This is a genomic window from Amycolatopsis sp. NPDC021455 (assembly GCF_040640995.1).
Taxonomy (GTDB): Bacteria; Actinomycetota; Actinomycetes; order Mycobacteriales; family Pseudonocardiaceae; genus Amycolatopsis.
This window is the reverse complement of record NZ_JBFACT010000015.1, coordinates 37,843-64,287: the sequence shown is the minus strand read 5'-3', so window position 1 is coordinate 64,287 and position 26,445 is coordinate 37,843. Positions and strand designations below refer to the sequence as shown.

18 protein-coding genes are annotated in these 26,445 nt (G+C 71.4%); 9 read left to right on the top strand and 9 right to left on the bottom strand.

Annotation, left to right across the window (positions count from 1 at the left end; translation table 11 throughout):
- Positions 1–6: 6 nt before the first annotated feature.
- Positions 7–2,538 (bottom strand): caspase family protein, encoded by a 2,532-nt coding sequence (locus AB0G28_RS19865; RefSeq protein WP_361090495.1) that lies wholly within the window; start codon positions 2,536–2,538, stop codon positions 7–9.
- Between the two features lie 94 nt (positions 2,539–2,632).
- Between AB0G28_RS19865 and AB0G28_RS19860 the strand changes: the two genes are divergently transcribed.
- The gene (locus AB0G28_RS19860; protein WP_361090492.1) at positions 2,633–3,202 is read left to right on the top strand and encodes a LuxR C-terminal-related transcriptional regulator; all 570 of its coding nucleotides are present in this window, start codon (positions 2,633–2,635) and stop codon (positions 3,200–3,202) included.
- Positions 3,203–3,221: 19 nt separating this feature from the next.
- Here the strand turns inward: AB0G28_RS19860 and AB0G28_RS19855 are convergent, their stop codons facing one another.
- The 4 genes from AB0G28_RS19855 to AB0G28_RS19840 all read right to left on the bottom strand — a co-directional run bounded on the left by AB0G28_RS19855 (position 3,222) and on the right by AB0G28_RS19840 (position 7,639).
- Positions 3,222–3,464 (bottom strand): hypothetical protein, encoded by a 243-nt coding sequence (locus AB0G28_RS19855; RefSeq protein WP_361090489.1) that lies wholly within the window; start codon positions 3,462–3,464, stop codon positions 3,222–3,224.
- Positions 3,465–3,467: 3 nt separating this feature from the next.
- Complete coding sequence (locus AB0G28_RS19850) at positions 3,468–6,467, bottom strand: AAA family ATPase (RefSeq protein WP_361090486.1); 3,000 nt, start codon at positions 6,465–6,467, stop codon at positions 3,468–3,470.
- Between the two features lie 264 nt (positions 6,468–6,731).
- Entirely contained in the window at positions 6,732–7,046 is a 315-nt protein-coding gene (locus tag AB0G28_RS19845; RefSeq protein ID WP_361090483.1) for a hypothetical protein, read from the bottom strand.
- Positions 7,043–7,639: a DUF2589 domain-containing protein gene (locus AB0G28_RS19840; RefSeq protein WP_361090480.1), complete on the bottom strand. Its 597-nt coding sequence runs from the start codon at positions 7,637–7,639 to the stop codon at positions 7,043–7,045. Before AB0G28_RS19840 ends, AB0G28_RS19845 begins: the two co-directional genes overlap by 4 nt.
- A gap of 206 nt (positions 7,640–7,845) precedes the next feature.
- On the opposite strand from AB0G28_RS19840, the gene AB0G28_RS19835 reads away from it, so the two are divergent.
- The 8 genes from AB0G28_RS19835 to AB0G28_RS19800 all read left to right on the top strand — a co-directional run bounded on the left by AB0G28_RS19835 (position 7,846) and on the right by AB0G28_RS19800 (position 20,992).
- Entirely contained in the window at positions 7,846–8,325 is a 480-nt protein-coding gene (locus AB0G28_RS19835; protein WP_361090478.1) for an SH3 domain-containing protein, read from the top strand.
- A gap of 2 nt (positions 8,326–8,327) precedes the next feature.
- The gene (locus AB0G28_RS19830) at positions 8,328–9,080 is read left to right on the top strand and encodes a hypothetical protein (RefSeq protein ID WP_361090475.1); all 753 of its coding nucleotides are present in this window, start codon (positions 8,328–8,330) and stop codon (positions 9,078–9,080) included.
- 192 nt (positions 9,081–9,272) lie between these two features.
- The gene (locus AB0G28_RS19825) at positions 9,273–11,729 is read left to right on the top strand and encodes a VWA domain-containing protein (RefSeq protein WP_361090472.1); all 2,457 of its coding nucleotides are present in this window, start codon (positions 9,273–9,275) and stop codon (positions 11,727–11,729) included.
- Positions 11,730–11,767: 38 nt separating this feature from the next.
- Positions 11,768–14,908, top strand: coding sequence for a tubulin-like doman-containing protein (locus tag AB0G28_RS19820; protein ID WP_361090469.1), 3,141 nt, complete (start codon positions 11,768–11,770; stop codon positions 14,906–14,908).
- Positions 14,909–14,916: 8 nt separating this feature from the next.
- Positions 14,917–17,070 carry a hypothetical protein gene (locus AB0G28_RS19815; protein ID WP_361090466.1) on the top strand — a complete coding sequence of 718 codons (2,154 nt, stop codon included), beginning with the start codon at positions 14,917–14,919 and terminating at the stop codon, positions 17,068–17,070.
- A gap of 3 nt (positions 17,071–17,073) precedes the next feature.
- Positions 17,074–18,105, top strand: a complete 1,032-nt coding sequence (locus AB0G28_RS19810; protein ID WP_361090464.1) for a hypothetical protein — start codon at positions 17,074–17,076, stop codon at positions 18,103–18,105.
- Positions 18,106–18,182: 77 nt separating this feature from the next.
- Positions 18,183–19,178 carry a hypothetical protein gene (locus AB0G28_RS19805; RefSeq protein WP_361090461.1) on the top strand — a complete coding sequence of 332 codons (996 nt, stop codon included), beginning with the start codon at positions 18,183–18,185 and terminating at the stop codon, positions 19,176–19,178.
- The gene (locus AB0G28_RS19800; RefSeq protein ID WP_361090458.1) at positions 19,175–20,992 is read left to right on the top strand and encodes a hypothetical protein; all 1,818 of its coding nucleotides are present in this window, start codon (positions 19,175–19,177) and stop codon (positions 20,990–20,992) included. Before AB0G28_RS19805 ends, AB0G28_RS19800 begins: the two co-directional genes overlap by 4 nt.
- On the opposite strand, the gene AB0G28_RS19795 is transcribed toward AB0G28_RS19800, so the two are convergent.
- The 4 genes from AB0G28_RS19795 to AB0G28_RS19780 all read right to left on the bottom strand — a co-directional run bounded on the left by AB0G28_RS19795 (position 20,967) and on the right by AB0G28_RS19780 (position 26,380).
- Positions 20,967–21,677, bottom strand: a complete 711-nt coding sequence (locus AB0G28_RS19795) for a hypothetical protein (protein ID WP_361090455.1) — start codon at positions 21,675–21,677, stop codon at positions 20,967–20,969. The genes AB0G28_RS19800 and AB0G28_RS19795 overlap by 26 nt on opposite strands.
- 94 nt (positions 21,678–21,771) lie before the next feature.
- Positions 21,772–25,776, bottom strand: a complete 4,005-nt coding sequence (locus AB0G28_RS19790) for a bifunctional nitrate reductase/sulfite reductase flavoprotein subunit alpha (RefSeq protein WP_361090452.1) — start codon at positions 25,774–25,776, stop codon at positions 21,772–21,774.
- 152 nt (positions 25,777–25,928) lie between these two features.
- Positions 25,929–26,240 (bottom strand): hypothetical protein, encoded by a 312-nt coding sequence (locus tag AB0G28_RS19785; protein ID WP_361090450.1) that lies wholly within the window; start codon positions 26,238–26,240, stop codon positions 25,929–25,931.
- The gene (locus AB0G28_RS19780) at positions 26,237–26,380 is read right to left on the bottom strand and encodes a hypothetical protein (protein WP_361090447.1); all 144 of its coding nucleotides are present in this window, start codon (positions 26,378–26,380) and stop codon (positions 26,237–26,239) included. The genes AB0G28_RS19785 and AB0G28_RS19780 overlap by 4 nt, the downstream gene beginning before the upstream one ends.
- Between the last annotated feature and the right edge of the window lie 65 nt (positions 26,381–26,445).

Sequence of the window (26,445 nt, the reverse complement as noted above, 5' to 3'; positions counted from 1 at the left end):
GCGGTTTCACCCGGTGGTGACGCGGTAGGCGAACGAGAAGTCCGCGACCGGCACCGCACCGCCGGCCGGGTGCCGGCCGGTACCGAAGCCGGAGTCGGGGAGCAACGTGGTGCGGTAGAGCCCGGCTCCGGCCGCCGGCAGGACTTCGGCGACCGCGTTGACGATCGCCGCCGCGGCGCCCGTCGCCGCGACCGGTGCGGCCGCTTCCGGTTGGGCCGGCACGTACTCCGCCAGTGCCTCCGCCGCACGGCGGAACTCGTCCGGGCTGAACCGGTGCTCGAGCTGCGCGGCCAGCTCCGGGCCACCGGTGTCCGGCGAGATCCACCAGGCTAGGTCCAGGTAGCGCCCGACCGGGCCCGCGTAGGCAGGCACGTCGCCGAGGGTCAGCTCGTCACCGTCTTTGACGCCCGCGAACCGCGTCGTCGTGAACCGGTGGACGGGCAGGCCGTCCGGGCCCGCCGTGATGACGAGGCCGTCCACGCGCAGATCACCGCCGAGCCGGCCGGTTCGGTGCACGATCAGCTGCTCGAGCCGCACCGTGGCCGTGGCCGGCGCACCACCCGGCGCGAGCAGCCGGACCGACCGCGACGGCCGCTCGTCCAAAAGGAACCGGACGGCCTCTTCCGCCGGTGCCGGCAACGGGCTGAGCAGGTAGTCGAACTGGCGGGCCGCGTACCTGCGCTCCGGGCCGCGCGGTTCCTTCCCGAAGCCACGCGAACCGCCGATCGACGCCAGCGCGAGCGCCCGCTGCAGCGGGCTGCCGGTGTCGCGCAACACCGCGACCTCGGCGGCCACTCGCTCGGCCTGCTTCACGTCGCGCACACCGCTTTGCGCCAGTACACCGAGCTCCTCCGGCACGGAAGACACCACGAACGAAACGAACTCGGGACGGGCGATCCCCCGGGGCGCCGCCGGCGGCCAGCTGAGCTGCATGCCGACGAGCTCGCCGGTGGTCAGCGCGCCCAGCACGTAGTCTTGGCCCGGATCGAGGCCGATCCCGCTCTGGTCGGCGTCGTTGACCAGCTCGACCGCACCGTCGAGTGCGAGGTTGAAAGCGAAGAAGAACAACCTGCGGTCACTGTCGTTGCGCACCCGCAGGTAGACCATCTCGCCTTCGTGCAGGACGGCCCCGGACTCGGGCAGAGGACGCGGGCTCCCGGCGACGACCCGCCCCCACTCGGCGCCGAACCCGGCGTCCAGCGCGTCCGCCGGTCGCGGCGAGAACCCGCGCAACGCGGCCGCCTTCGCGAGCAGCTTCGCGTTGGCGACCGTACCGGCGATGCCGTCCGCCCCGGCGGGCTTCGGCACGGACAGCGGCCCCGCCGCGTCGCGCAGGCACAGCTGATCCGCGACGTCCACCTCGGCCACCGCCGCGCGGGCGTCGGCGTCGTCGCCCGGCACCGGCCGCAAGGTCGGTACTGCCGCGAGGGCCGCCCGCAGCTGGTCCGCGACCTCGCCGGCCCCGCTGACCAGGACCGGCCAACGAGGAGCCGTCGTGGTCAGCAGGTGCGCCTGGGCGCCGACGGGGATCTCGGTGTGGCCCGAGCGATAGGTGAGTGCCGCTTCGACACCGTCACCGATCCGGTCGACGGTCGCGATCGCGATGACGGCGTCCTCCACGACCTCCGCGACCCCGGCGGGCAAGATCGCGTAGGTGTCCCCGACCCCGGAACCGGAAAGCCGGGCGCCGGGCAGCCGGACGTGATCGGAGCCGGACCGGCTGACGGGCACGGCGCCCGCCGGGTCTGCCGTTCCGGTCTCGAACAACCGCCGCAACCCCTCCCCCTCGACCTCCGGACGCTGGTCCGGGGCGAGGTAGCGCATCCGGTCACGGATGCGGGAGACCACGGCCGCCCAGCTCACCGGGAGCCCGTCCGCCTCGCTCAGCGCGATCCGCAACGACTCCGTGAACAACCCCGTGGACTGACCGGCCGCGTTCTCGTACTCGTAGGCGAACTGCCAGGGCGAGCAGGCCACCATGCGGACGGCCTGCCGGTTGCCGATCGGATCAGGGAGGTCCACGCGCAAGCCCGCCTTGATCAGGCGCTCGAGGTGCGCGGCGATGTTCAGGTAGACCGGGTTGGGCATCGCCTTCGGCCGCAGCCTGGGGTCGCGGGACATGTGCGCGGCGTGGCAGCAGTCCAGGATCACCGTGCAGTTCGTCGTCTTGAGCGTCAGCAACGCCAGGTTCACCGACAACTCCACGGCCGTGATCACGCGGACGTCCGTCGGCGTCGATTCGTGGAAATCGGCCGGTACCAGGAACTGGAATCCCGGCCGGGGATCGGGGCCGTCGAGCACCGGGGGTTCGAGCCCGCCGTGACCGCTGTAGTAGACCACCGCACGGTCACCCGCCTCGGTGTCGGCGATCAGCCTCTCGTACTCGGCGAGTATTCCCGCCCGCGTCGCGGTGTCGCCGTCGCAACGCCGGATTTCGAAACCCCGCGCGTCCATCAGGGTCGCCATGGTGTCGACGTCGTGACCGATCCCGAGCAGTCCTTCGGACTTGCCGCCGATCAGCAGTGCCCGGCTCTTCATGTTGGCCTCCGCGAGATGATCCTCTGGTCCGGCCCTGAGGCCTCGGCTTCCGGGCGTAAGGCACCGGCGGAGGCGGAGATAAGCAGTTCTCCCCATGACCGGCCGCCCCGCCCGGACCATGCTCGTGCCCATGACTCCTTGCCACCACGCACAGCTGGCGGCGCTGGTCGGTGGACCGGTCGCCGAAGAAACCCTGCAGCTGCTGGAAACCGCGAGCCAGGGCGATCGCGACGTCGCCCAGGCCCTCGTGACCGCCGGGCTGGCGCTCGGCGAGCTCGCCCGGCACGGGGACCGGTGGCGCTGGGCTCCGGCCACCAGTCCCGCGGCCCGGCTGCGAGACCTCATCGAAGCCCGCGCCGACGCGCTGGCCGAAGCCCAGCTGAGCGCACTGGAAACACTGACCCGGCCCCTGGCCGAACCCGTCACCGCGATCCGGCGGATCAGGCTCGAGCGAGCCCCTGGTGTCCTGCTCACCCCGCGCGAGCAGGACATCCTCGGCCTGCTGTGCGAAGGCTTGACCGCTGTCGCGATGGCTCGGCGGCTCGGCCTGTCGCCCCGGACGGTGACCAAGCACCAGCAGCGGCTCTACCGCAAGCTCGGCACTTCCGACCGGCTCGCCACGGTCTTGCGAGCCCAGCGGCTCGGCATGGCGACCACGCCGTGAGCCGGTGGCGGACGCCGGTTCACGAAATTTCGCCGGGCCGGGCCTGGAGGCCGCGGTCGAGGACCACGGGGCCGACGTACCGCGGGTTCAGGTAGAGCATCATCGGCCTTCTGCCCTCGTCGAAGATCGGCACCTCGATCACCTTGCCGTCGGCCGCGCCCAATCCGTCCAGGATTTCCCGGAAGACCTCCTCCTGGGTCTTGTCGTGGAAGTCGAGCTCGTAGTCGAACCCGCCGACGTGAATGCGAGATGGTGCTGCCATGGTTCATTCCTCCTTGGTGAGTTCCTCGTGGATACCGAGCCGATGCGCGACCGCCGCCGCTTCCCCGCGACTGGTCACGCCGAGTTTCATCAGGATGTTCGAGACGTGCACGCTCGCCGTCTTCTCGGTGATGTAGAGCATTCGCGCGATCCGGCGGTTCGTCTCCCCCGCCACCAGGTGTGCCAGCACTTCCCGTTCACGCCGGGTCAGTCCGAACGGATCCGCGGGAACGGCGGGCCGCGCCGGTGCCGGCTCCGCCAGGTCGAGCCGCGCCCGCCGCGCCAGTGCCTCGATCTCCGCTCGCAAGGGGCCGGCACCGAGTTCGACGGTGGCGCGGTGAGCGGCGCGAGCGGCCTCGGCACCGGCGGCCCGCTCGCGGCTCGCGACCGCGGCTTCGGCTTCCCGCCACCGCGCGTAAGCCGCTGGATAGGGCCGGGCGAGCGCCTCCCAGGCGCGCGAGACCTCCGTCCACCGTGCCGCGTCCGCGTGGCCCTGAAACCTGGCCCGCTCCGCTTCGCACTGCAGGAGCAGCGCGGGCGCGTCGGGCAAGGGAGAGCGTCCGGCCCTCCCCGCCAGCCGGGCTCCGCGCGCGAAGTCGTCCACCGTGACTGCCAGGTCATCGCTCTCTCCGCGCCGGCTTCGCACCGCGGACAACCGCACCTGTTCGTCCGCTTCGATCCGCAGGCCGAGCGCGTACAGCCGCAGCAGGGCGATCCGGTCTTCCGCGCCTTGGAGCTTGCGCAACCCGCAGGCCACCGCCGCCCGCGCCGCACCGTATTCGCGGCGCCAGATCGACTGTTCGGCCTCGAAGGCATACAGCGCCCCGACGAACCCCGGCTCGTCGACATCCCGCCCCGCCGCGCGCACCTCCGCCAGCAGCCGCCCGGCTTCGTCGAACCGGCCACGCGCGACCGCGATCTCCGCCAGCGTCAGCCGCGGGTAGAGGCTTTCCCGCACCGGACGTTCCAGTAGTACCTCCGCGATGACCGCAGTGGCCTGTTCCCAGCGTCCGAGCTGCACGAGTGCCACGCTCGCGTTGTTGGCCAGCACCCCGCCGCACCTGGCGTGCTCGAGCCCGAACCGGCGGGCGTGCGCCAGTCCTTCGAACGCGATCGACACGGATTCTTCGAGCCGTCCGGCGCCCTGCACAGCCAAGGTGAGGTTCCCGTAGGCGCGGTAGAAGTCTTCGAGGTGATCCGCGGCATCCGCGATCCGGACGGCTTCGCGGAGAGCGTCGATCCCCGGCTGGGTCTCCCCGAGCGCGGCCAGCGCCATGCCCAGGGTGTTGAGCGCCCGCCCCTCCTCCGCCCGCGCCCCCACCGCGCGGGCGATTTCGATCGCTTCACCGGCCAGCTTCAGGCCTTCTTCGTAGCGCCCGCCGCGGACATCGGCCACCGCCGTCCCGGCGAGGACCCGTGCGGTGACCGCGGACGGCCGGAGCTCGGCGAGCAGTTGGCCGGCTTCGGCATACGCACGCCGCGAAGCGGCACTGTCACCCGCTTCCCACAGGTAGCTGCCCAAGCGCTCGAGGAGTTCGCCCCGGTGGCCGGTTTCCGCGTGCACCAGCGCCTGCCGGACGAACTCGACGGCGTGGTCCACGTGGCCGGCCCAGCGCGCGGCATCGGCCGCCGACGCCAGCAGCTGTGCACGCGTCACCGCGAGGTCGTTGCGGGCATCCGGTAGCCGCGGCCACAGCTCGAGCGCCCGCCGGTACTGGCGTTCGGCTTCCCGGAACGCGCGCAGGCGCAGGGCGGTCGCGCCCGCGCGCACCGCCGCCGGCAGAGCTTGCGCCGGCAGACCGGCCTCGTACCAGTGGTAGGACAGTTCCGCGGCGACCGTCAGCTCCTCGGCGTAACTCAGCTGGACGTCGGTGGTGAGCGCTTCCGCCATTGCCGCGTGCAGGCGAAGCCGTTCACCCGGCAGGAGTTCCTGGTGCACCGCCTCACGAAGCAGCGCGTGCCGGAACAGGTAGGTGTCGTCCGCCGGATCGGTGACGAGCAGTTGCTGGTCCACGCATTCGCGGAGGGCTACTCCCATCCGCCGGTCGTCCAGCTCGCACACGGTGGCCAGCAGCCGGTGGCTCACCTGGCGCCCGGCGGTCGCGGCGAACCGCATCACCTCGCGGGCGTCGTCGCTCAGCAGCTCGAACCGCGCCAGCACCAGGTCGCGCAGCGACACGGGCAGCCGTCGTGCCGGATCGCTGCCCGGTCCGGCGCTGTGCAGGCCCGCTGCCACGAGTTCTTCGGCGAAGAAGGCGTTCCCCTCGGAGAATTCGACGAACCGTCCCAGCACTTCGTGGTTCACCTCGCGCCCCAGCACCGTGCCGAGGAACACGCGAAGCTCTTCCGGGGTGAACCGGGAAAGTTCGACGCGCTCCAGCCGGTGGGCCCGCTCGAGTTCGGCCACGGCCGTGCGGAGCGGGTGGCGAGGCCGCAGGTCCGACCGGTAGCTGAACACCAGCAGCACCCGTTCGTCCGTCTGGGCCCGCGCCAGGTACCCGACCAAGTCCACGGTGGACGGGTCGGCCCAGTGCAGGTCCTCCAGGACCATCACCACGGGCCGGTCCGTCCCGAGCAGATCCAGCAGCCGCAGGACGGCACCGAAGACCCGCAGCTGGGAATCCCGCACGACGCCGGGTTCGCCGTCTTCGCCGTGGAAGTCCGCGACGAGGTGTTCGAGATCGGCGTAGGCGCTGCCCGCTTGCTCCCGGACCGACGTCACCCCCAGCTCCCTGACCAGCCGCCGCAGCGCGTCGATCAGGGGCGCGTAGGGAATCTCGCCGACACCGAGCGCAACGCACCAGCCGCTCAGCACCAGCGCGCCGGAAGCCCGCGCCGACGCGGAGAACTCACGCAGCAGCCGGCTCTTGCCGACACCTGGCTCCCCCAGGACAGCGGCCGTGGACGGCCGTCCGGCGGCCGCTTCGGCCAGCAACCGGCCGAGCCGCGTCATCTCCGCTTCGCGCGCCACGAAAGCTTGGGGCGGCACGTTTCCGGCGGTCATCGCCGCGCACCCGGCCTGCCGGGGCGTGCGGCGGCAGCCCCGCTGACGATCTCTTCCATTTCGATCTCGCCCCTTCCTGCCGCCGCACTTTTTCGACAGCAAATCACCGCCGAATCCGACCGGTCATCGACAATGTCGGTGTTTCTGTCGAACCGGTTACGTGATCCCGTGCCCGGTCACCCGATCAGCTGCATTTCACCGCGGAATGATCGAAAATTTCCGGGTGACGGTGAATCCGGCTTTCCCGGCAAGGATTCTCCGCGCTCAGGCCGGCCGGGCGGGCAGATCCAGATCGGCCTCGGTGTACCTGAGTGTGAGCACCCCGAGGCGATCCGGTGCCAGCTTCGCCAGTTCTTCCGTGGTCACCAGCACTTCGACGCGGTCCGGCTCGACGTGCACGGTCGCGAACTTGGCTTCCACCGTCACCTCCGACAGGACCATGCGCGGTACGCGGGCACCCTCCAGCAACGGTTCCCGGCGGTAGAGCTCCGCGATTTCGACCGAGGCCCGGTCGGCCTGGGCGCGCCCGGCCACCAGTCCCGCGCCCAGGCCGGCGACCAGGTCGGCCAGCACGGTCACGCCGCGGTCCCTTCGTGGATCAGGCCCTCCAGGATGCCCAGCACTTTCGCCATCCCGCCGGGGAGCTCGTCCTGCGTGGCCTTGGCCTTGACACCCATCGAGTAGGTCCGGGTGTCCTTGGCCCCTTCCTTCGTGTCCCGCTGGAACGCGAAACTGGCCTTGAGCTTGGCCGAACCCCAGCCCCACGACGCCTGGGCGTCGAGGTCGACGCCCACCTTGATCTGCTGGTCCACCTGGCGGAACTGGACGGAGTCGATCTTCGCCAGGAAGTCGATGTCGACCTCGTCGATCCGCAGGTACGGGATGGGCAGGATCGACAGCAGCGGCACGGAGAGCTGGACGTTCTCGAGTTCGCTCGTCCCGTCCGGCTTCGGCACTTCCTTCTTGTACTGGAAAGTGACCGTGGCCGGCTCACCGGTCGTCTGGTTCCCCGCGTCGACGGTGCCGCCGCTCGGTGGTTTGAAACCCACCTGTTTCACGAAGTTCACCGTCGCCAGCGCACTCTGCACCTGGGCGTGGACCGCCGCGATCAGCGGGCCGCCGATCAGGCTTTCGAAATCGAGCGTGGACAGTTCCGTACCGGGTTCCGGCATCACGCCTCCCGCGTCAGTGGTGGAAATCCTTCTCGTCGAATCGTGCCATGCGCGCCTCGCCGCCAAAATACGCACAATTACGCCATGCTCGATCCCGGCCGGTGACACGATTACGCACTAGTCGGCATTGCCTCGACACCCGGTGCGGCGTGAGGCTGGGGCCATTCCACCACACCCAGCCGCTGGGGCAGAAAGGCGGGAACGCCATGCCGACCGTCGCCGTAGTCCTCGGCTCCACCGGAGCCGTCCTCCTGCTGGCCGCTCTCATCGGCCGGGGTCTGACCATCGGGGACATCGCCCTGCCCGCGGTGAGCATGCTCGCCCGGATCCCCTGCTTCGTCGTCGGCGGTGTCCTGATCGCGCTGTCGGTGCTGCTGACCGTGGTCGAGCTCGCGGGCCCGCCGGCCGACGCCGGTCCCGGGCCCGCTTCGCAGCCGCCGGTTCCGCTCGCGGCCGGAACGGTCATGACACCGGCGGACGTCCACCTGGCGCCATCCCTGAGCTCCTCGATCGTCGGTCAGCTCGACACCGGCGTCACGGTGGAGATCCTGTGCACGGCGCAAGGCGAAATCGTGCGGACGCCGGACGGTCACACCAGCGGGCTCTGGGACATGACCGGCGCGGGCTTCGTTCCCGACGTGGTCATCGACACCGGCACCGACCAGGCCACGACGGGACCGTGCTGACCATGAGCGACATCGCGAGCGCGAGGCTGCCCCGGCCGGTTCCATCCCTCGGCGAAGCACTGAACGAGGTGCTCGCGCGGCAACGGGAGCGGGCACTCAGTCCCGATCCGGCCTACACCGACGCGATCGAGCGGGTCTACCGGAGCGTGCTCGCGTGGACGCGGTCCGGGCTCGGCAGCGGGCGGGCGCACTGGCGCGAAAACGCAGGCCGGACGGTGCTCGCGGACGACCCGGAAGCACCCACGAGGGCCGAATTCGAGCGTGTGCACTTCGAGGTCGATCGGCGCTACACCGAGCTCGACTCCTTCTTCCGGCAGCGCTTGGACACCATCTTCGCCGACGTGGCGGCAGCGCTGAGGGGCGAGCTGCCCCGCGACGGCACCGGGCGGGAAGCACTCGAACGGCTCGCCCGGACGGCCGGGCCGTACCCCGCCGCGCGGAACGCGCTCGCGGAGTTCCTGGCGCTGCGGCTCGACTACCGGACCCAGATCCACCCGCGGATCCGGCCGGCGCTCGACGCCCCGGACCCGCGGGCTCTCGTTCGCACCCGGACCGCCGCCCGGCCCGGCCCGGACGGCACCGCGGAGCTGTTCCTCGTCGTCACCGAATCCGCCGAGCGGGCCGCCTACCACATCCGCACGCAGCTGCTGGAGAACTCCTTGCTGCCCGACCAGATCGTTTTCGCCGCCGTGGAGCGGCTCACCGGCGAACTCACCCACTCGGCGGAAGAGTGGGTGACGGCAAAGATCAGCTGACCACCTGCACCGCTCGCGGGAAATTGTCGAACTCGATTCCGAGGTAGCGAACTCGAAAGCCGGACGAGGATGCGAACGTTCAATTTCGGGACACGCTGTAACAGAGCTTCGTTGCCCAGCGACCCCTGTACGTCCTGCTTTCACCAATGGAAAAATCGCCATTCGATCACGGTTGTGGACGGAGTGAAGCACATGACTTCTCGTGCCGGCAAAGCGCGCACGGGAGCACGTTTGTGGACCCTCGGCGCCACGGTGCTGCTGCTCCTGTCCATGAATGCACCCTTCGGAGCCGCCCAGGACGCTCCCGCGCCACTTCCCGCTTTGCAGGTGGCCGTCCTGGTCGACGAGTCCGGGAGCCTCAGCACCGACGACGTCGCCGAGGAGAAGAAAGCGGCGCGGAGCATCGCCTTCAGCGTGCTGGCTCCGGGCTCGATCGTCTCGGTCGTGGGCTTCGGCAGCTCGAACGGTCCCGGCCAGAGTCCCGTGGACGTCGTGTGCAGCCGGATTTCCGTTGACGAGCCGCAAAAGCGCGACTCGCTCGCGAAGTGCATCGGAGACCTCCACAGCCGGACCCCGGCGGAGGGCGACGACACCGACCACGTCGCCGCGCTGAACCAGGCACTGGACCTCGTCGGCTCGGGCGGACCGCAACGGCGGGTCGTCTTCCTGCTGACCGACGGAAAGCTCAATGTCGCCAACAGCCCGTCGTGGGGCGACCGCGCCGACCGCCGCAACGGTGCCGCCGAAGCCGAGTTGCCCCGGGTACTGGACAAGCTGGCCGCCGCGGGAATTCAGGTGTGGCCCCTCGGATTCGGAAAGGTCGACAAAGCCGCCCTTTCCGGATTCGCCAAAGGAAAGAGCTGCACCCCTTCCGTCGCGGACCCCCGTGAACAGATCATCCCGAACTCGAGTGAGCTGACCGCGGCCGTCATCGCCGCGTTGAGCGCGGCGAGCTGCGTGAAACCCGGCCCATTCGACACCGGAACGGTTCCCGAAGGCGGTTCGACCGATCTCACGGTGAACATCCCCGCCGTCGCCACTGACGCCTCCATCGTCGTGTACAAACACGACCCGCGCGTCCAGGTCGAATACCGGGCCCCGCACGCCACCCGGGCGGCTCCGGCAGAAGGCGGCAAGCACTTCGAGTTCGGCGGCCAGTCGACCGAAACCGAATCGGTGAACATCACCGACCCCGAACCGGGTGAGTGGACCATCCACCTGTCTTCAGCGGGTCTGCCCGCCCAGGAGGTCGCCGCGACCGTGGTGTACCAGGCAGCGGTCAAGGCGTACCTGGTCGCCAACCCGCCCCAGCCGGCCGCGGGCCAGGCGGTCGACCTCACGATGCAGGTGTGGGCGCGCGGGCACGTGCTCACCGATGAGGATTCCCTGCAGGGATTGACCTTCACCGCGGACGTCACGGGCACCGCCGGCTTCCCCGAGCAGAAGCTCAAGCTGGAGGACGCGGACCGGCACGGGACGTTCAGCGGCCGGTTCACGGTTCCGGCCGGCGCGTCGGGGCCGATCACCGTCTCCGGTCAGGTGAGCGGCGTCGGCATCGGCGGGGACACCCGCGTGCTGTCGACGACGGTGGCTCAGGCCGCGCCCGCTGTGCAGGCGCAGGTCCTGTTCGACGACACCTGGCCGCAGGTGACACCGGGCCAGACCGTTTCCGGCACGCTGTCGGTGACCAACAACTCGGGACGGCCGGTGCCCCTGCGGGTGGAGCTCGCCGACGTGACACCCGGGGCGGCGGTCACCGTCGAACCCCCGACCGTGACCGCGGGAGCGGGCACCTCACAGACACCGTTCACGCTCAAGTTCGGCGCGCGGACACCACTGGGCGGGACTTCGGCCACCGTCCGGCTCGTCGACGACGGCACCCCGCCCCGGGTAGTGGGCCAGCGGCTGCTCGCCACCGACGTCGAGCCCGAGCCGGGACTGCTGGAGAAGCTCTTCTGGGTGTGGGTCGGTGCCGGCGTCCTGGCCGCGGTCGCCCTCGCCTTCCTGTTCCGGCGGTGGCGAACGCGCCGGGACAAGGAGAAGCTGCGGGGGCTGAAGCTCCAGCTCCTGCAGGGCGGCGGCGTGGTGGCGGAACTGACGCCGCCCGATCCCGACGCCCGGCTGCTCGACTTCGCGGTGCACGAGGACTTCTCCGGCCCGCAGCTCCACCCCGCCGCGCCCGGACAGGCGAACGGCTTCCGGATCCGCCGCGCACGCGGAGCCTTCGAGATCACGCCGAGCGGAGGGACCCCCGTGTCCCTGGCGCTCGGGGAGCCGCACGAGATCAGCGGTGACCGTGCGATCGCGGTGGCCGACACGGCGAAAGCGGGCACCGCGACCCCCGATCCGCTCGGGCAGCGATTCGACCCGTTCGACGACGCGGCGGCTACCGGGGCGTTCGCGGACCCCTTCTCCGGTGGGTTCGCGAACGGGGCACCGGACCCGGCACCCGACGCAGCGGCGGCGTTCGATCCGTTCGCCGGCGCCTACAGCCCACAGGAGGGGAACCACCAGGACCCGGAACCGTTCGAAGACGGCCCCCCGGGCGGCGCGCGTCCGTCCAGCGGGACCGCTCGGCCCCGGCCTTCCCACCACGATCCCGGGCCACCGGACGACGCCTACTTCGATCCCGGTAACCCCTTCCGCTGACCCTGCTCGCCACCCGTGACTGTGAGGACGATGCCGCGATGAAGATCTATCAGCCGATGTTGTTCGTCGGACTCGGCGGGACCGGGTGCAGAGTCGGCGCCGATTTCGAAAGAAGGCTCCGGGAGGAGCTCTGCGGACCGGACGGTACCAAGCTCGTCGGCAAGATGGGCGATTCCGGCTACGCGCCCTACCAGCTGCCGTCCTGCCTGCAGTTCGTCTACGCCGACCTCAGCACGCAGGAACTGCAGCGAGTGCGCCGGGAGGTCGTCCCGGGCCGCGAGCACGAACAGGCCGCCCGGAAGACGATGCGGCTGATCACCGACCTGGTGCCCGCACGCCTCGGCAACTCGGCCGAGGTCGCCGAGAGCCTGCGGATCAACGCGGACACCGACACCGTCTCGTGGCTGCCGCAGCGCGAGACCGATCCGAAGATCGGTCCGCTCGTGCGTGGCGCGGGGCAGCTGCCGGCGGTCGGCCGGTGCGTCCTCTTCGAGACGATCCGGCGCAACCCCGACACGGCGCAGCGTGCCATCCGCGAGGCGATGGAGGACATCAACAAGTCGGCCGGCGAGCTCCTCGTGGCCAGCGGCGGCCGGACCAACCAGGTCGACCCGGTGATCGTGTTCGTGGTGTTCTCGGTGGCCGGCGGCACCGGGAGCGGGATCTACTACGACTACCTGCACCTGATCGGCAACCTGATGCAGAAGGGAACGAAGAAGGCCGAGATCTACCCCCTGGCGCTCATGCCCTCGGCGTTCGACGACGTGCACGGCGGCGGCCGTCCGGCGCAGCTCAACGGCGGCGCCGCGCTCATCGACCTGTTCCGGCTGGTCGACGACCAGAACGCCCAGGGGTCACCGGAGGAACTCGACTCCCGCGGGGCCCGCGGCGCGCTCTCGGTCCGGTACCCGGGTCTGGAGCCGGTGCAGCTGGAGCCGAGCACGATCCAGACGGCGTTCCTCTTCGGCAGGCCCATCGGCGGGGTGCGCCGCGACGACCTCAGCCGTTCCATGGTTTCGCTGATGACGTCGCTGATCAGCGCGGGACCGACCGACATCGACGAAGCGGACGAGGACACGGGCAACCGGCCGCACCAGTCGTTCGCGGACAGCTTCATCAACAGCCAGGTGGACCGGCACGCCACCGCCGCCACGGGAATCGGCCGCCGCGGGGTGACCACCAGCGCGGTCGCCGCGCTGACCATCCCGCTGCTGGAGCTGACGGACATCGTCAGCTCGCACTTCCTGGCCAACGCGATCGACCAGCTGCTCGTACCGCCGGGCGCGGCGGAGGACAACCGCAAGCACATCCGCCGGTTCATCACCGCGTCCGGCGTGGACCCGGTGCTCGAGGCGCGGCCGCCGGCCCTGCCGCCGCAGGGCAACCCCGTCGGCTTGGGTGCCGTCGTCGCCGCACTGACCGAACGCGCCGCCACGATGAGCCGCGCCATCGAGGAAACACGCGAACGGCTCGGCAAACCGGTGACCGAACTGGCGTCGAAGTTCGACCCCGGCGCGGCGGCCGAGGCGTCGCTGCACGATCTCGATCTGTTCCGCTTGCACCGCACCGTGTTCGGTCATCAGGACCTCGCCTCCCCGCTGGACCGCCGGGGCTTCCGTTCGCTGCTGGAGGACTGGCGGACGGTGCCGCCGCCTCCCCCCGGGCTCGCCGACGCCGCGCCACCCCTGCCCGAGAAGCTGGTCCGCCGGATGACGCAGCGGATGCGCCTGGCCGACGAACAGGTGCAGGCGGTGATCAAGCAGCAGGACGTCTGGTACGCCTGGCAGACCCGGCGGCTGTGGAACGCGGCCTGGAACGCCTGCCACCGCTTCTGGAACCGGCCGTGGCAGAACTTCGCCGAGGAGTTCCGCTCGATCCACGACGAGTTCGTGACGTACGCCCAGAACGACCCGCGGTTGTTCGACCTGCGTTCGAAGGAGCTCTACAAACAGCGGGTCGGCGTGGCGTACTTGCTGCCCCGCGAGCACCTCGGCCTCGAAGGGTTCTACCAGACGGTGCTGGCCAGGCTGAAGCAGAAGCACGCCCACAACCTCGCCACCAACGCCGGCGAGGGAGCGGTGCTGAACCTCCTGCTCGGCGCGGACGGGTGGGCCGAGGCCTACGCGAAGGGACGGCAAAGCCCGGAGGCGGCGGTCGCGGAGGTCCGCCAGCGCGTCAAGAAGGCGGTGACCGCACTGGTCCGGCCCGGCGATCGCGGTGTCCCGGCGCTGGTCCCCCGTATGGAAGACCTCCTGGCCAACGCCGTGCGACGGGAAGGGAAGACGGTCACGGACGACGATCTGAGCCGCTTCCGGCAGCGGCTGGCCGAGCTGGTCCCCGGTGGCTTCGCCCCGGATGGGCACGCGCCGCTCAAGGCCCTGGTCACCTACCCCGCGGCCCGGGAGCGCGACGACATCAAACGCTTCCTGCGTCGCGAAGTCGGGTTGCCGGCCGACCTGTCCGGCGAGCCGGAGTTCCGGGCGGTGCAGGCGGATTCCATCGTCGTCGTGCTGACGCGCAGCTCGATGGGTATCACCGAGGTGCCCGAGCTGCGCGAGGTGGTCAAGCTCTGGTCCGAGGCGCAGGGCCGCCCGCAGCCGCAGGACAGCCTGCCCTGGCGACGGCGGCTCGACCAGGACACGGGCTATCTGCTGATGGACGAACGCGACCGGCGAGTCGTCCTGCACCGGGTGCTCTGCGCCGCTTGGGACGGCAGGCTCCGCGTGGAGGGTGAGCTGGCGAGCCCGGACAGCGTGACGTTCGAAACCGAGAACCGGGGGGCGGTGCGCTTGAAGCTCGACCTCGCCCCGCTCGGGGCGCTGTCGTCCTGGGCGAGCATCCTCCAGTCGTACGAGCGGTGGATCCTCGCCGACGGCAGACAGGAACGGCTCGGCCTGGCCATGCGGCTGATGTCGTCGACGCCGGCGAACGCCGGGAAGTCGCCCGCCCAGCCGGCGCCCGAGTTCGGTGCGCTCGTCGACCTCGCCGCACCCGAGCTGCTCAAGATCAAGCAGGGTGAGCAGAACCGGGCACTGAGCCGGGACCCGCAGCTGGCGGTCTTCCGCGACTTCTGGGCGCGGGCGATGCCCGGCGCCCTGGAGCAGATCGTCGACGGGACGACGACGAGCCTGCTGGATCTGCGCGAGCAGGTGGACGTCGCGCACGGGCTGGGCGGGTGACCTCCGGAATGGGCACTGCGAACGTCACCGTGGTCGACCTGCGGGACAACCCGGCCGTCCGGCCGGACGAGCTGGCCGGCGGCGTGGTCGTCCTCGATGCCGCGGCGTCGCTCGTGGACCACGCCGACCGGTACCTGGAGCTGGTCGGGGACGACATGGTCACCGCGGTCGTGTGCATCGCGGTCGGCGAGGCGGGCACGGATCGCGACCCGGACGGCGTCGTGCTGACGTTGCCACCCGCGATGCGGTACGCGACGGTGCTGTGGGTGGGTGATCCCCGCGGGGTCGAATGGGGGCCGGGCAGCGCGCACCTGCGCCCGGTCGAGGAGCCGGGAACCGCCTTGGACAGGCTCGTCGCCGTCCTCCGGGTACCCCAGCTCTTCGACCGGGTCGTGGCCGCCGTGGCGGAACTCGGCGCGGGGGTCGTGAACCCCGGTATCCGACTCGTCTCCGGCGCCGCGGCGCAGGCCGAACTCGCCGCCACGGCAGCCGCCGCGATCCGGTCCCTGTGCGAACCGGACCACCCGCCATCCCTCGACCTCGGCCTGCTCGTCCGTCAGCTGGACGGCACGCAGGACCCCGATGGCGCCCTGCTGCACGGCCCGGTTTCCGCGGCGGGTACCGCAGCATCGAGAAGCCTGGACGAAGTGGACCGCCGCGCCCGCGCACTCGGCGATCCGCTCGCGGTCCTGTGGTCCGGCGGGCCGGACGTCCCCTTCGGAGACTTGGCGGCACGAGCGGGCGAGAGCGCCGAGCGCTATCGCCGCTTCCTCGTCGAGCTGCTGAACCGGATGGACGGCCAGCTCCAGGTCGGCCGGCCTCCCATCGAGAAGGTGGTCGAGCTCGGCGTACGCGCCCCGGACGCGGCGAGGAACGGTGACGTCGCCGAGAACCTGCGGAAAGTCGTCGATGCCCGGCTCGAGGAAGGGGTGCCGTTGCCCGCACTGGCCCACGAAGTGAGCTTCGCGGCCGCGAGCAGCGGCCCGCAGGGCTGTGCCAAGGAACTGGACGAAGTCCGGCGAAGAGGCCCGGCCACCCTCGAACCGCCGCCGTTCCCCCGCTGGCCTCTCGGTCCGGCGGTGCTGCCGGTCATCGTGCTCGGCTGCGCCGCGCTCACCCTGCTGTGCGGGCCAGGCTGGCCCGGCTGGGCCGCGGGCGGCGCGCTTTCCGCGGTCTGGTTCACCATCGCGCTGCTGCTCCCGCGCCACAGCCCCGGACGCGCCGGGCCGGGGGTCGCCGTCGTGCACGGTGCGGTGGCGCTGGCCGGCGTCGCCGCGGCCGGGTTCCTGCCCCGGCCGGATCTGCCGCCGCTGGCCGTCGACTCGCTGGTCGTCCTCTCGCTCTTGCTCAGCGCGGCCGCGGTCGTGTTCGGACGGCGTTCCGCGGTCCGTGGCTGGCGGAAGACGTTGCCGACCACTCACCTGCGTGACGAGCTGACCGGTCTCACCCGGCTCACCGAAGAGGCCGTGCGACGGGAGTGGCAGCCGATGCGACGCCGGCGCGCGACCGCGTCCGTGGCCACCGAAGTCGCCGGCGGGCTGGCGGAGATCGCCACGGTCCTCTCGAGGCCCGGCACGCGGCTGTTCGGCGCGGCGGACGGCCGGGCCGAAGGCCTTTCCCCGCACCAGCCCCACACCGCCGCGCGGGACCTCTACCCCGTCGTCCGCGGCGATCTCGTCGACCTGTGCCGGACGGCGCTGGCGCCCGCGTGGCTCGCCGCGGAATCAGCGGTCCGGGTTCCCACCGGGGAATACGCCAAGCGGTTCGAACTGCTGCTGGCCGAGTACGACTCGCAGGTCGGCCGGCAGGGCCTGATCTCGGGCGCCCGGCTCAGCAGCGATCCGGCCCAGCGCAGCCGGCTGATCGCCCGGGCCTGGGCCGAAGCCCCGGGCACCCTCACGGCGCTGATGACCCGAGCGGGCGAGGACATGGTCCAGCTGTGCCGGCGCGGGCAGCTCGGCTACCTCCGGACGGGCGGTGAGCCAGGACTCATCCGGTTCGCGCCGGCACACCTGCGGCGCGTCCTGGCGGGGGACGGCGTGCACCAGCGGATCGCGGCCGACCCGGAGATCGAGTGGAGTGACAGCGGGGAACTCGTCGGCGCGCTCCGGCTACTGCCCCTGCGGCCCGAATCGGTGAGCCGGCCCTCAGGTGGTGCGTGACCGGTGAGCAGTCAACCCCCCGAGGTCGTGACCTGCCGGGACGTCTTCGGACGGCGCCGGGAGATCAAGCTGACCGATCGCAGTGAGTTCATCACCCCCGGCGCGGTGCTGGAACAGCGGATGGTCGTGGCGAACGACCTGGTGCTCGTCCGCAAGTTCGTCTCACCGGCCGCGGGCAGGCGCCAGCCTTACCGCTACGACCTGCTGGACAACGAAATCCGAGCCGGCACGCGCATCGGGCAGGTCTTCGGGCCCCGGAACCACCCGGACGAGCTGCCGAGGCTGGTCGGCTACAACATGGACGACGACGAGCCGTTCGTCCTGCTGCGGGCCTACCTCGGGGAGCCGGCCGCCGCGGCGGCCACCCGCCTCGACGACGGGCAGCGCCGAAACTTCCAGCTCGGCCTGCTGCGCGCGCTCCGGTGCACCGCCGCGGCCGGGGTCGTGCACGGCGCGGTGGGCTTGAGCGCGGTGCGCTGGGACGGCAGGCGCCTCCAGCTGGTCGACTTCGAATCGGCCGAGCGGGCGGGTGAGCCACGGCGCGCCGGCGGCGACCCGGCGATCCGCTCGCCGGAGCAACGCAGCGGGCGGGGCGCGGTCGACGTCCGTGACGACGTCTGGGGCGCCGCGCTGCTCATCCGCCGGATCGAGCTCGGTGTGCTGGGCAACGGCGCCTGGCCGGACCGGACGCGGGACCCGGAGCGGCTGCGGGCGTTGCTCGATCCCGTCCTGGGCAGACCGGTCGAAGAGCGGCCGTTCCCCGCCGATCTGCTGAGCCGGCTGCGCGCGGACGACGGCGGGCCGCCGTTCGCGGATCCGGAAGCGGGGCTCGCCGCGGGCCGGGCGCGGTTCGACGAGGCCGAACGGATCAAGCGCGGGCCCGGTCAGGCCGCGCTCCCCGACGGCGGTCCGGGCGAACCCGCGGGCCGTCGCGGTGGCCGGGAACGGCGCGCCGGCCGCCGGTCGCGGAAACTGTTCCTTCTCCTCCTGCTGGTCAAGACGATGGCGTTCGCCGGTTCGGCGGTGCGACGGTGACGGCCCCCGGATCGAAACTCCTTCGCTGCCCGATCTGCGCCGACGACTTCGAGTGGCCCGCGGTCTCTCACATCTCGGTGCACGACAAAGAAAAGGGCGGGTACAAGACGATCGACCTGGCGACGCTCAGTCCGAGCAAACAGGCGGACCTGGCGCGCCGCGGCTACCGGCCGTGCCCGAACCCCTCGGGCGACTCGGTGCCGCACTACCTGCCCGCGACCTACGCCGACTACGGCGACCCGCTGGTCATCGGCCTGGTCGGTGGATCCGGCTCCGGCAAGACCCACCTGCTCACGGCCATGATCCGGGAAACCTACCGCGGTGGGCTGGGACCGCACCGCGTCCACGCGGCGGCGCTCGACTTCCGGCGCCACACGGCGTTCCGCACCAATTTCGTCGAGCCGTTCGAGGACGGCGGCGCGCTGCCGGCCACCTCGCACGGCGTCTTCGAGGCCGCCGACATCCTCCTGCTGCGCGGTCCGGGCGGCACGAGGCCGGTCACCTTCGTCGACGTCGCGGGGGAAGACCTGGAGAGCACCGAGGCGCTCAACAGCAGCACCCGCTTCCTGCTCGCGGTGAACGCCGTGATCTTCGTGTGCGCTCCCGAAGACACTTCGGCGCCAGGAGTGCTCACCGGGAGCGAGAACAAGTCGTTCGAGATGGCGGTCGAGCGGCTGGACGGTCTGCCGGGTGGCGCAGCGAGGGTGCCGGCCTCCATCGTGGTGACCAAATCGGACCGGCTGCGGTATCTGCCGCCGGCGGACCGCTGGCTGCGGCGGCACGACCCGGCGCTCGACGCCGCCCGGATCCGGGCGGAAAGCCGCGACGTCTACGCCTACCTGCACCGCATCGGAGCGGCCGCGTCACTGCGTCCGTTCGACGCCTTCACGCGCTGCACCCTGCACTTCGCCTCGGCCAGCGGCGGGGACGCCCTGCCCGTCGCGGGGCGCGACGGCGAGTACTACTTCCCGCGCGGGATCAGCCCGGTCCGTGTGCTGGAACCCCTGGTCGCGGTCCTGGCGATGACCGGGATGATCACCGGCCCCGAAGCGGACAAGGTGGGATTGCCATGAACCAGTTCGAGCCGAGCGATGTGGTCGACCAGCTGTTCTTCGGCTGGTCCCCCAGCGGCGGCCAGAAGATTCTGGCCGACTCCTTCGACAGCCTCGACGAAGTCGACCGATGGTCCAACCGGCTGAAGACCCACGTCCGGCTGCACCCGGTCCCGGGTACCGAGCTGCCGCGCGAAGCCCTGTCGTACTTCAGCTTCGACGACAGCACCGCGGCGGTCCTGCGCCGTGTCGCGGGCGGTCCGTCGAGCGCGCGCAACTACTCCCACGCCATGGTCGGCTCGGTGGCCGCGCTGGACTTCCCGGTGGCCCTCAGCCTGCAGAAGTGGCGGGGCTGGCGGGAGATACCGCCTCCGGACGAACGGATGAACCAGCTGCCCGCCCGGACGCTCAGTGAAGCGGCCGTGGCGGCGAACGACCGCCTGTTGCGCCCGCGAGCGATGCACCTGGAACGGCGTCTGGTCCTGGTTCTCAGCCGCCTCCTCGACGATCCCGGCCGGCCGCTCAGCATCATCGGCTGCCCAGCGGAGGACCGGCTGGCGATCGTGTGGGGCCTGCGCGAGGCCGCCGACGACCATCTGCGTTCGCTGGGCTGGGGAGCACGGCGCTGGTCCTTCTCGACTTACGAGCACAAGCACGACGTGAGCCGCGTGGGCCTGCCGGAAGTCGTTTTCCTGCCGGCGAACCCGGTCGACGCCGCGGTCGTGGACCGGACAACCGTCGATCTGGGCGGTGAGCTCCCGGAGAACAGCAGCTCGGTGCTCGCGGGCCAGCTCGTCGCGCACGTTTTCCGCGGCACGCCGCGGCCGGCGATCACCCCCGTCTCCAGCCGGCCCGGCAAAGACACCCTTTCGCCGCCCACCCGGCCAACACAGGCCACCTCCTACGAGCCCCCGGGCGCCGTGGACGGGTCCTGGCCGCAGGGCCAGGCGCGCCGGGAGCCGGGCCACCGAGGCCTGGGCCACTTGGCCAAACGCGGCGGGGACGAGCAGATACGGGCCTTGCTCACCGCCACGTCGGTGCGGGAGTTCGAGGAACGGCTGTGCACGCTCGAAGCGGCCGCCGGAGGCCCGCAGGCACGGGCGATGCTGCGTTCCGCGCTCGACGTCGACGCCGTGGATTCAGCCACCCGGTTCGCGGAGGTCACGGCGCGCGAGGAGTTCTTCGGACGCCTGCTCCAGGCCGCGTACGGGAAGAAGTTCGAAGACCTCCGCGAACCGGCCGCGCGGGACCACGCCGCGGAGCTGGTCCTGGAAAGCCGGTCCGACCAGCTCGCCATGATGGTCGGCGAGTACGCCGTCAAGGCCGGCAGCGATCGGAAGAGCAGCGAGAAGCTCCGTGACGCGGCCTTCCGGCGCTGGGTGGCGGCCGGGCGATCGGAGCCGCTCCCCCCGACGGGGTCGATCGCCCGCGCCCTGCAGGCGGCTCGCCGTGGCGCGCGACTGCCCGTGGCCATCGTGATCGCGACCCTCACGCTCGCCGCGGCCGTATTCCTGGCCGGGATCCTCGTCGAACGCCCGGCGGCGACCGTGCCGGCTGTGAACAACGCCGTCCCCGCGCCGACGCCGGCCACGACTTCCGCGCCGCCCTCGCCCGCCCCGTCGATCGTCTACCTCTTCCGAGACCTCGGCAACGGCACCTACGAGCCCCTGAATCTGTCAAAGCAACGAACGCCACCCGCCAACTTGCCTTACGTGGCCATCGCGATACCGGCGGACCAGCTGGACCAGGTGCAGAAAAAAGCCGGCCAAAACGAGGGCGGAATGACGTATGACCCGAGATGGGGACCGATCATGCAAGTCGGCTCAGTCCGCTGAGGGCCTCGTCCCCGTACCTCGGCGCAGGAGCTCCGCCCCCGTCATGACCCGCACTGTGCCGCCGAAGTCGCTCCACCGACACGTAATCCCCGACCGGGCCGCAAGCCATCCCGCCCAGCAGTTGCTCCACGACGAGTGCCGGGGGATCGGACACCGAAAGCAGGCGGGCCACCAGCTCACGCCCTTCGGCGACGTCGTGCACCGCGTAGGTGTGCCGGCTTCCCTGACCGTGCAGGGGCTTGACGATCGCGGGCAGACCGACCTCGGCGACCGCCGCGGGCCAATCGCCGGCCCGGCGAAGCGGCACGCAGCGCGTGTCGTCGGCACCGGCCGCACGCAGCTGTGCGCGTTGCGCGGCCTTGTCGGTCAGCAGCCGCACAGTCGTCGAGTCGTGGAACGGCAAGCCCAGCGCCTCGGCGAGCCGGGACGTCGCCACGAGCATCGGCTCGCTGAACGTGAGAATCGCCGAGGGCGCGTGAGCCCGCAGCACGGCCGCGTCCGTTGCGGTGTCACCGGTCAGCTCGACCATCCGCCCCAGGTGCCCCAGCATCCCGCGCACGCCGGCCACGTGCGCGGAGTTCCCGAGGGCGAACACCACGTCCGCGAGATCCGCCAGACCCAGCGCGATGTCCGAACCGGAGGCGGCGCCGCGGTCGTAGGCGACGACGGTCGTGGGCCGGCTCATGCCGTGCTCACCCGGACCGGCGCGCTGGTCAGCCCGCGCACGAAGTTCGACCGCCTCAGCATCGCGAGCCTGTTACGCCGGCTGAGGCGCGTCCTCAGTAGACGTCACGGACGTATCGCTTGTCGCTGCTGAGCTTCTTGACATAGGCGTCCGCCGCGTCGGGGGTGAGGTGCCCGTGCTGGACGACTATGTCGCGCAGCGTGCGGTCGACGTCCTTGGCCATGCGGCTCGCGTCGCCGCAGACGTAGAAGTGCGCGCCGTCCTGCAGCCAGGACCAGAGCTTCGCGCCGTGCTCCCGCATCCGGTCCGTCACGTACACCTTGGCGCGCTGGTCGCGGGAGAACGCGAGGTCCAGCTCGGTGAGGACGCCCTCGCGGTGCAGGCCGGTCAGCTCATCGTGATAGTAGAAGTCGGTGGCCCGGTGCTGTTCGCCGAAGAACAGCCAGTTGGGCGCCCGGTCGCCGCGGGCGCGGCGCTGGTCGAGGAAGCCGAGGAACGGTGCGACGCCGATCCCGGGCCCGATCATGACCATCGGCGCGGCCGGGTCGGCGGGCGGCCGGAAGTGCGGGGACGGCTGGATGGTGACGGGGACGGGGTGCCCGGCCGGGGCACCGGCCAGGTAGGTCGAGCAGACGCCCTTGCGGAGGCGGCCGCCCGGGGTCTCGTAGCGAACGACCGAGACCGTGATGCTGACCTCGGCGGGGCTGGTCAGCGGACTCGAGGAGATCGAATACAGCCGCGGCTGGAGCTTCTTGAACACGTCCGTCCACTCTTGCGCGGTGGCCCGCACGGGGAACTCGGCGACCACGTCCACGGCCTGCCTGCCCCAGGCCCACTTGGCCAGCTCGCCCTTGTTGTCCGTGCGCAGCAACGTTTTCAGGTCCCGGTCCTGGTTTCGCTCGGCCACGAACCGCAGGAGATCGGCGGTGATCCGGGTGATGTCCAGGGAGACGGCGAGAGCTTCACCGAACGGGACCGTGTCCCCGCCCGGCAGCGTGACGTCCGTGTCCGGATCCAGTCCGATGACGCCCAGCAGCTCCTCCACCAGAGCCGGGCAGTTGCGCGGGAGCACGCTGAGCGCGTCACCCACCTCGTAGGTCAGGCCGGTGCCGGTGAAGTCGAAGGTGAACTGACGGACTTCCTTCTCGGCGCCGGGCAGGCTGAGCAGGCGGTTGCCGACCAGCGGGGCCGTCACGGGTTCGGGCTTGCGGGGCGGTGTGCTCGCGGGGACGGCCGGGGTCGCCAGGAGACCGGCCACCGTGTCCAGCCACTGCCGGGCGGCCTCGTCGTAGTCCGGCTCGCAGTCCACCCGGCCGGTGAGCGGTTCGGCGCCGAGCTCGCGCAGCCGGTCGTCCAGACGCCGTCCGTGACCGCAGAAGTCGTCGTAGTTCGAATCGCCGAAGGCGAGCACCGCGTACCGGCTGCCGGTGAGCGTGCCGGGCTCGGCGGCAGCGAGCGACTCCCAGAAAGCGCCGCCGTTGTCGGGCGCGTCCCCGTCGCCGAAGGTGCTGGTGATGACGAGCAGGTCGGCGTCGCGGGGCAGGGCGTCGACCGTGACGTCGTTCATGCACAGCACGGTGTGGGCGCGGTCGAGCTGGGCGACCCGGGTGGCGGTGGCGCCGGTGGCGAAGTCCTCGGCATTGCCGGTCTGGGACGCCCAGAGCACGACGACCTGCCGGCCGGGCGCGGCCGGGGCGGGCGCCGCGGGTTGGCGGGAGAACATCCCGGCGAGCACGCCGTTGACCCACAACGCGTTCCCCGGTTCGAACGGCGCGTTCGACGGCAGCACCGGAATCGCGCCGTCCGGGGGCCGGGCTTCGACGCCGGTGAGGAACCCGGCCAGGTACCGGCGTTCGTCGTCGGCCAGGACCGGCGCCGGTGTGCTGGGCAGCCCGAACGCCCCGGCCGGCGGGGCCGCTTCGGGACGCGGGGTGGCGGCGACCTTGGCCAGCGCCACGGCGCACACCTTGAACTCGGGTTGGAAGGACACCGGGTCGACCGCGTCGCTGGTGACGGCGTTGACGCTCAGGTCCTCCCCGTGGAGGTCGTTCCAGTGGAACGGCGCGAAGGTGTTCCCCGGCCGGACCCGGTCGGTCACGACGGCGGGCAGCACGGCCCGGCCCCGCCGGGACGTCACCTCGACCGGATCGCCCTCGACGACGTCCAGCTTCGCGGCATCCGCCGGGTGGATCTCCACGAACGGGCCGGGATTCAGCTTGGCCAGCTTGGCGACCGTGCCGGTCTTGGTCAGGGTGTGCCACTGGTGCTGCACCCGGCCGGTGTTCAACGCGAACGGGTACTCGTCGTCCGGCATCTCGGCGGCGGCCATGTGCGGCCGGGCGAAGAACACGGCCCGGCCGCTCGCCGTGGCGAACGCAAGCCGCGGGCGGGTGCCGTCGGGCCGCTCGACCAGCTGCCGGCTGACCCCGTCGTTGACGTAGCGGATCGGGTTGCGGCCGTCGCCGTCGACCGACGCGCTGGGCCACTGCACCGGCGTCTCCCGCAGCCGATCGTAGGTGACGCCGCGCAGGTCGTAACCGGTCTCGGGGTTCCAGCAGCGCCGGATCTCCTCGAAGACCTCCTCGGCGCTGTCGTAGCCGAAGCCGTCTTCGAAGCCCATCTCGCACGCGACGCGGGCGATGAGCCGCCAGTCCGGCAACGCCTCCCCCGGCGGCGGCACCACCTGCGGCACGAGCGTGAGGTTCCGCTCCGAGTTGACCATCACGCCGTCGCCTTCCACCCACATGGCGGCGGGCAGCACGACGTCGGCGTAGGAGTTGGTCTCGGTCTCGGCGAACACGTCCTGGGTGATCACCAGCTCGGCGGCCTCCAGGCCGGCGATCACCGCCTTGCGGTTGGCGACCGAGGCGACCGGGTTCGTGCAGATGATCCAGCAGGCCTTGATCTTGCCGTCGGCGAGCTGCTCGAACATCTCGACGGTCCCGCGGCCGACGTCGGTGCGCAGCGTGTCCGGCGGCAGCCCCCACAGGTCCTCGACGAACGCCCGGTCCTCCGGCACCAGCACCGACCGCTGACCGGGCAGCCCCGGCCCCAGGTACCCCATCTCGCGGCCGCCCATCGCGTTCGGCTGCCCGGTCAAGGAAAACGGGCCGCTGCCGGAACGGCAGATCGCGCCGGTGGCCAGGTGCAGGTTGACCAGCGCGTTGGTGTTCCAGGTCCCGTGCGTGCTCTGGTTGAGGCCCATCGTCCAGCAGCTCATCCAGTTTCCCGCCTCGCCGAGCCACCGGGCGGCCTGCCGCAGGTCGGCCTCCGGGATGCCGGTGATCTCCGCGACCGTGGCGGGCGGGTAGTCGGCGAGGAAAGCGGGCATGTCCGCCCAGCCCTCGGTGTGCTCGGCGATGAACTCCTGGTCGATGTGGCCGTTCTCGACCAGCAGGTGCAGCACCCCGTTCAGCAGAGCCAGATCCGTGCCCGGCTTGATCTGCAGGTACAGGTCCGCCTTGTCGGCGGTGGCGGTCCGCCGTGGATCCACCACGATCAGCTTGGCCCCCGCCTTCACCCGGTCCATCATGCGCAGGAACAGAACCGGGTGGCAGTCGGCCATGTTCGCGCCGATCACGAAGAAGGTGTCGGCGTGGTCGAAGTCCTGATAGGACCCCGGCGGACCGTCGGCGCCGAGCGAAAGCCGGTAGCCGGCGCCCGCGCTGGCCATGCACAACCGCGAGTTCGACTCGATCTGGTTGGTCCGGACGAAACCCTTCGCCAGCTTGTTCGCCAGATACTGAGCTTCGAGGGTCAGCTGGCCCGACACGTAGAAGGACAGCGCGTCGGGGCCGTGCTCGTCCAGGATCGCGCGCAACCGCCGCGCCGTCTCGGTGACGGCGTCGTCCACGGATCGGGCGACCGGCTCCACACCACGCTCCGGCCGGACCAGTGCCGTGGTCAGCCGTCCCGGGGCCGCGAACAGCTCCGCACTGGTCGCGCCCTTGGTGCACAACCGGCCGGCGTTGGCGGGATGCGCCTTGTCCCCCGCGGCCTTGAGCACCGCGGGCCGCCCGTCGGCTCCCACGCCGACGTCGAGCACGATGCCGCAGCCGACGCCGCAGTACGTGCACACCGTCCGCGCCGCACCGGCCACGCCCGCGCTCCTCTCGTCCTCCCGCGGGGACGCCGGAAATCGGTGTGACGCCTGCCCGCGCCTCTCCGAGTGTGCGACCGTGCTACCGGGCAGTGTCACCGGACGGCGTTGGATAAGTCAGGTCTGCCGACGGTGTGCCAGTACGGCGCTGGTCAGCGCTTCCCCGAGCCGGTGTGCCCGAAATCTTCGGCGAAGGACCACTCGTGCGGCGGGGGCAGTTCGAGCAGGGCGGCGATCACCGACAAGGTGTCGCCGCCCTGGCTCCACACGGCCTGCTCGGCCGAATCGGCTCTGGTGCGGGCCGCCGACGCCTTGTGCTCGCCGTGGATTTCGATGCGGTCGCTGAACCCCGGCCAGCCGTACGTGCCCACGATGATCGTCAGCTCGCCGTGGCCGTCGGCGATGTGCTGGAAGCGGAACCCGCGGGCGACGAGCGCGTGCAGCCCGTCTTCGATGGTGGTCACCGGCGGCTCCGCTCGCCCGTGCCTTGCCGGGCGGTTCCGGTGGGCGCGCCGTCCGGGCGCGCGGGTGCGGCCTGCTCCGACCGGACGCGGTCGTGCGGGGTCCCGCCGCCGCGGGTGTTTTCGACCCAGCGCACGGTCATGACCGCCGCCGCGGGCCGGTACCAGCGGTGTCACGGGACACGGATCCTCCAGTTGGCTCGACGCG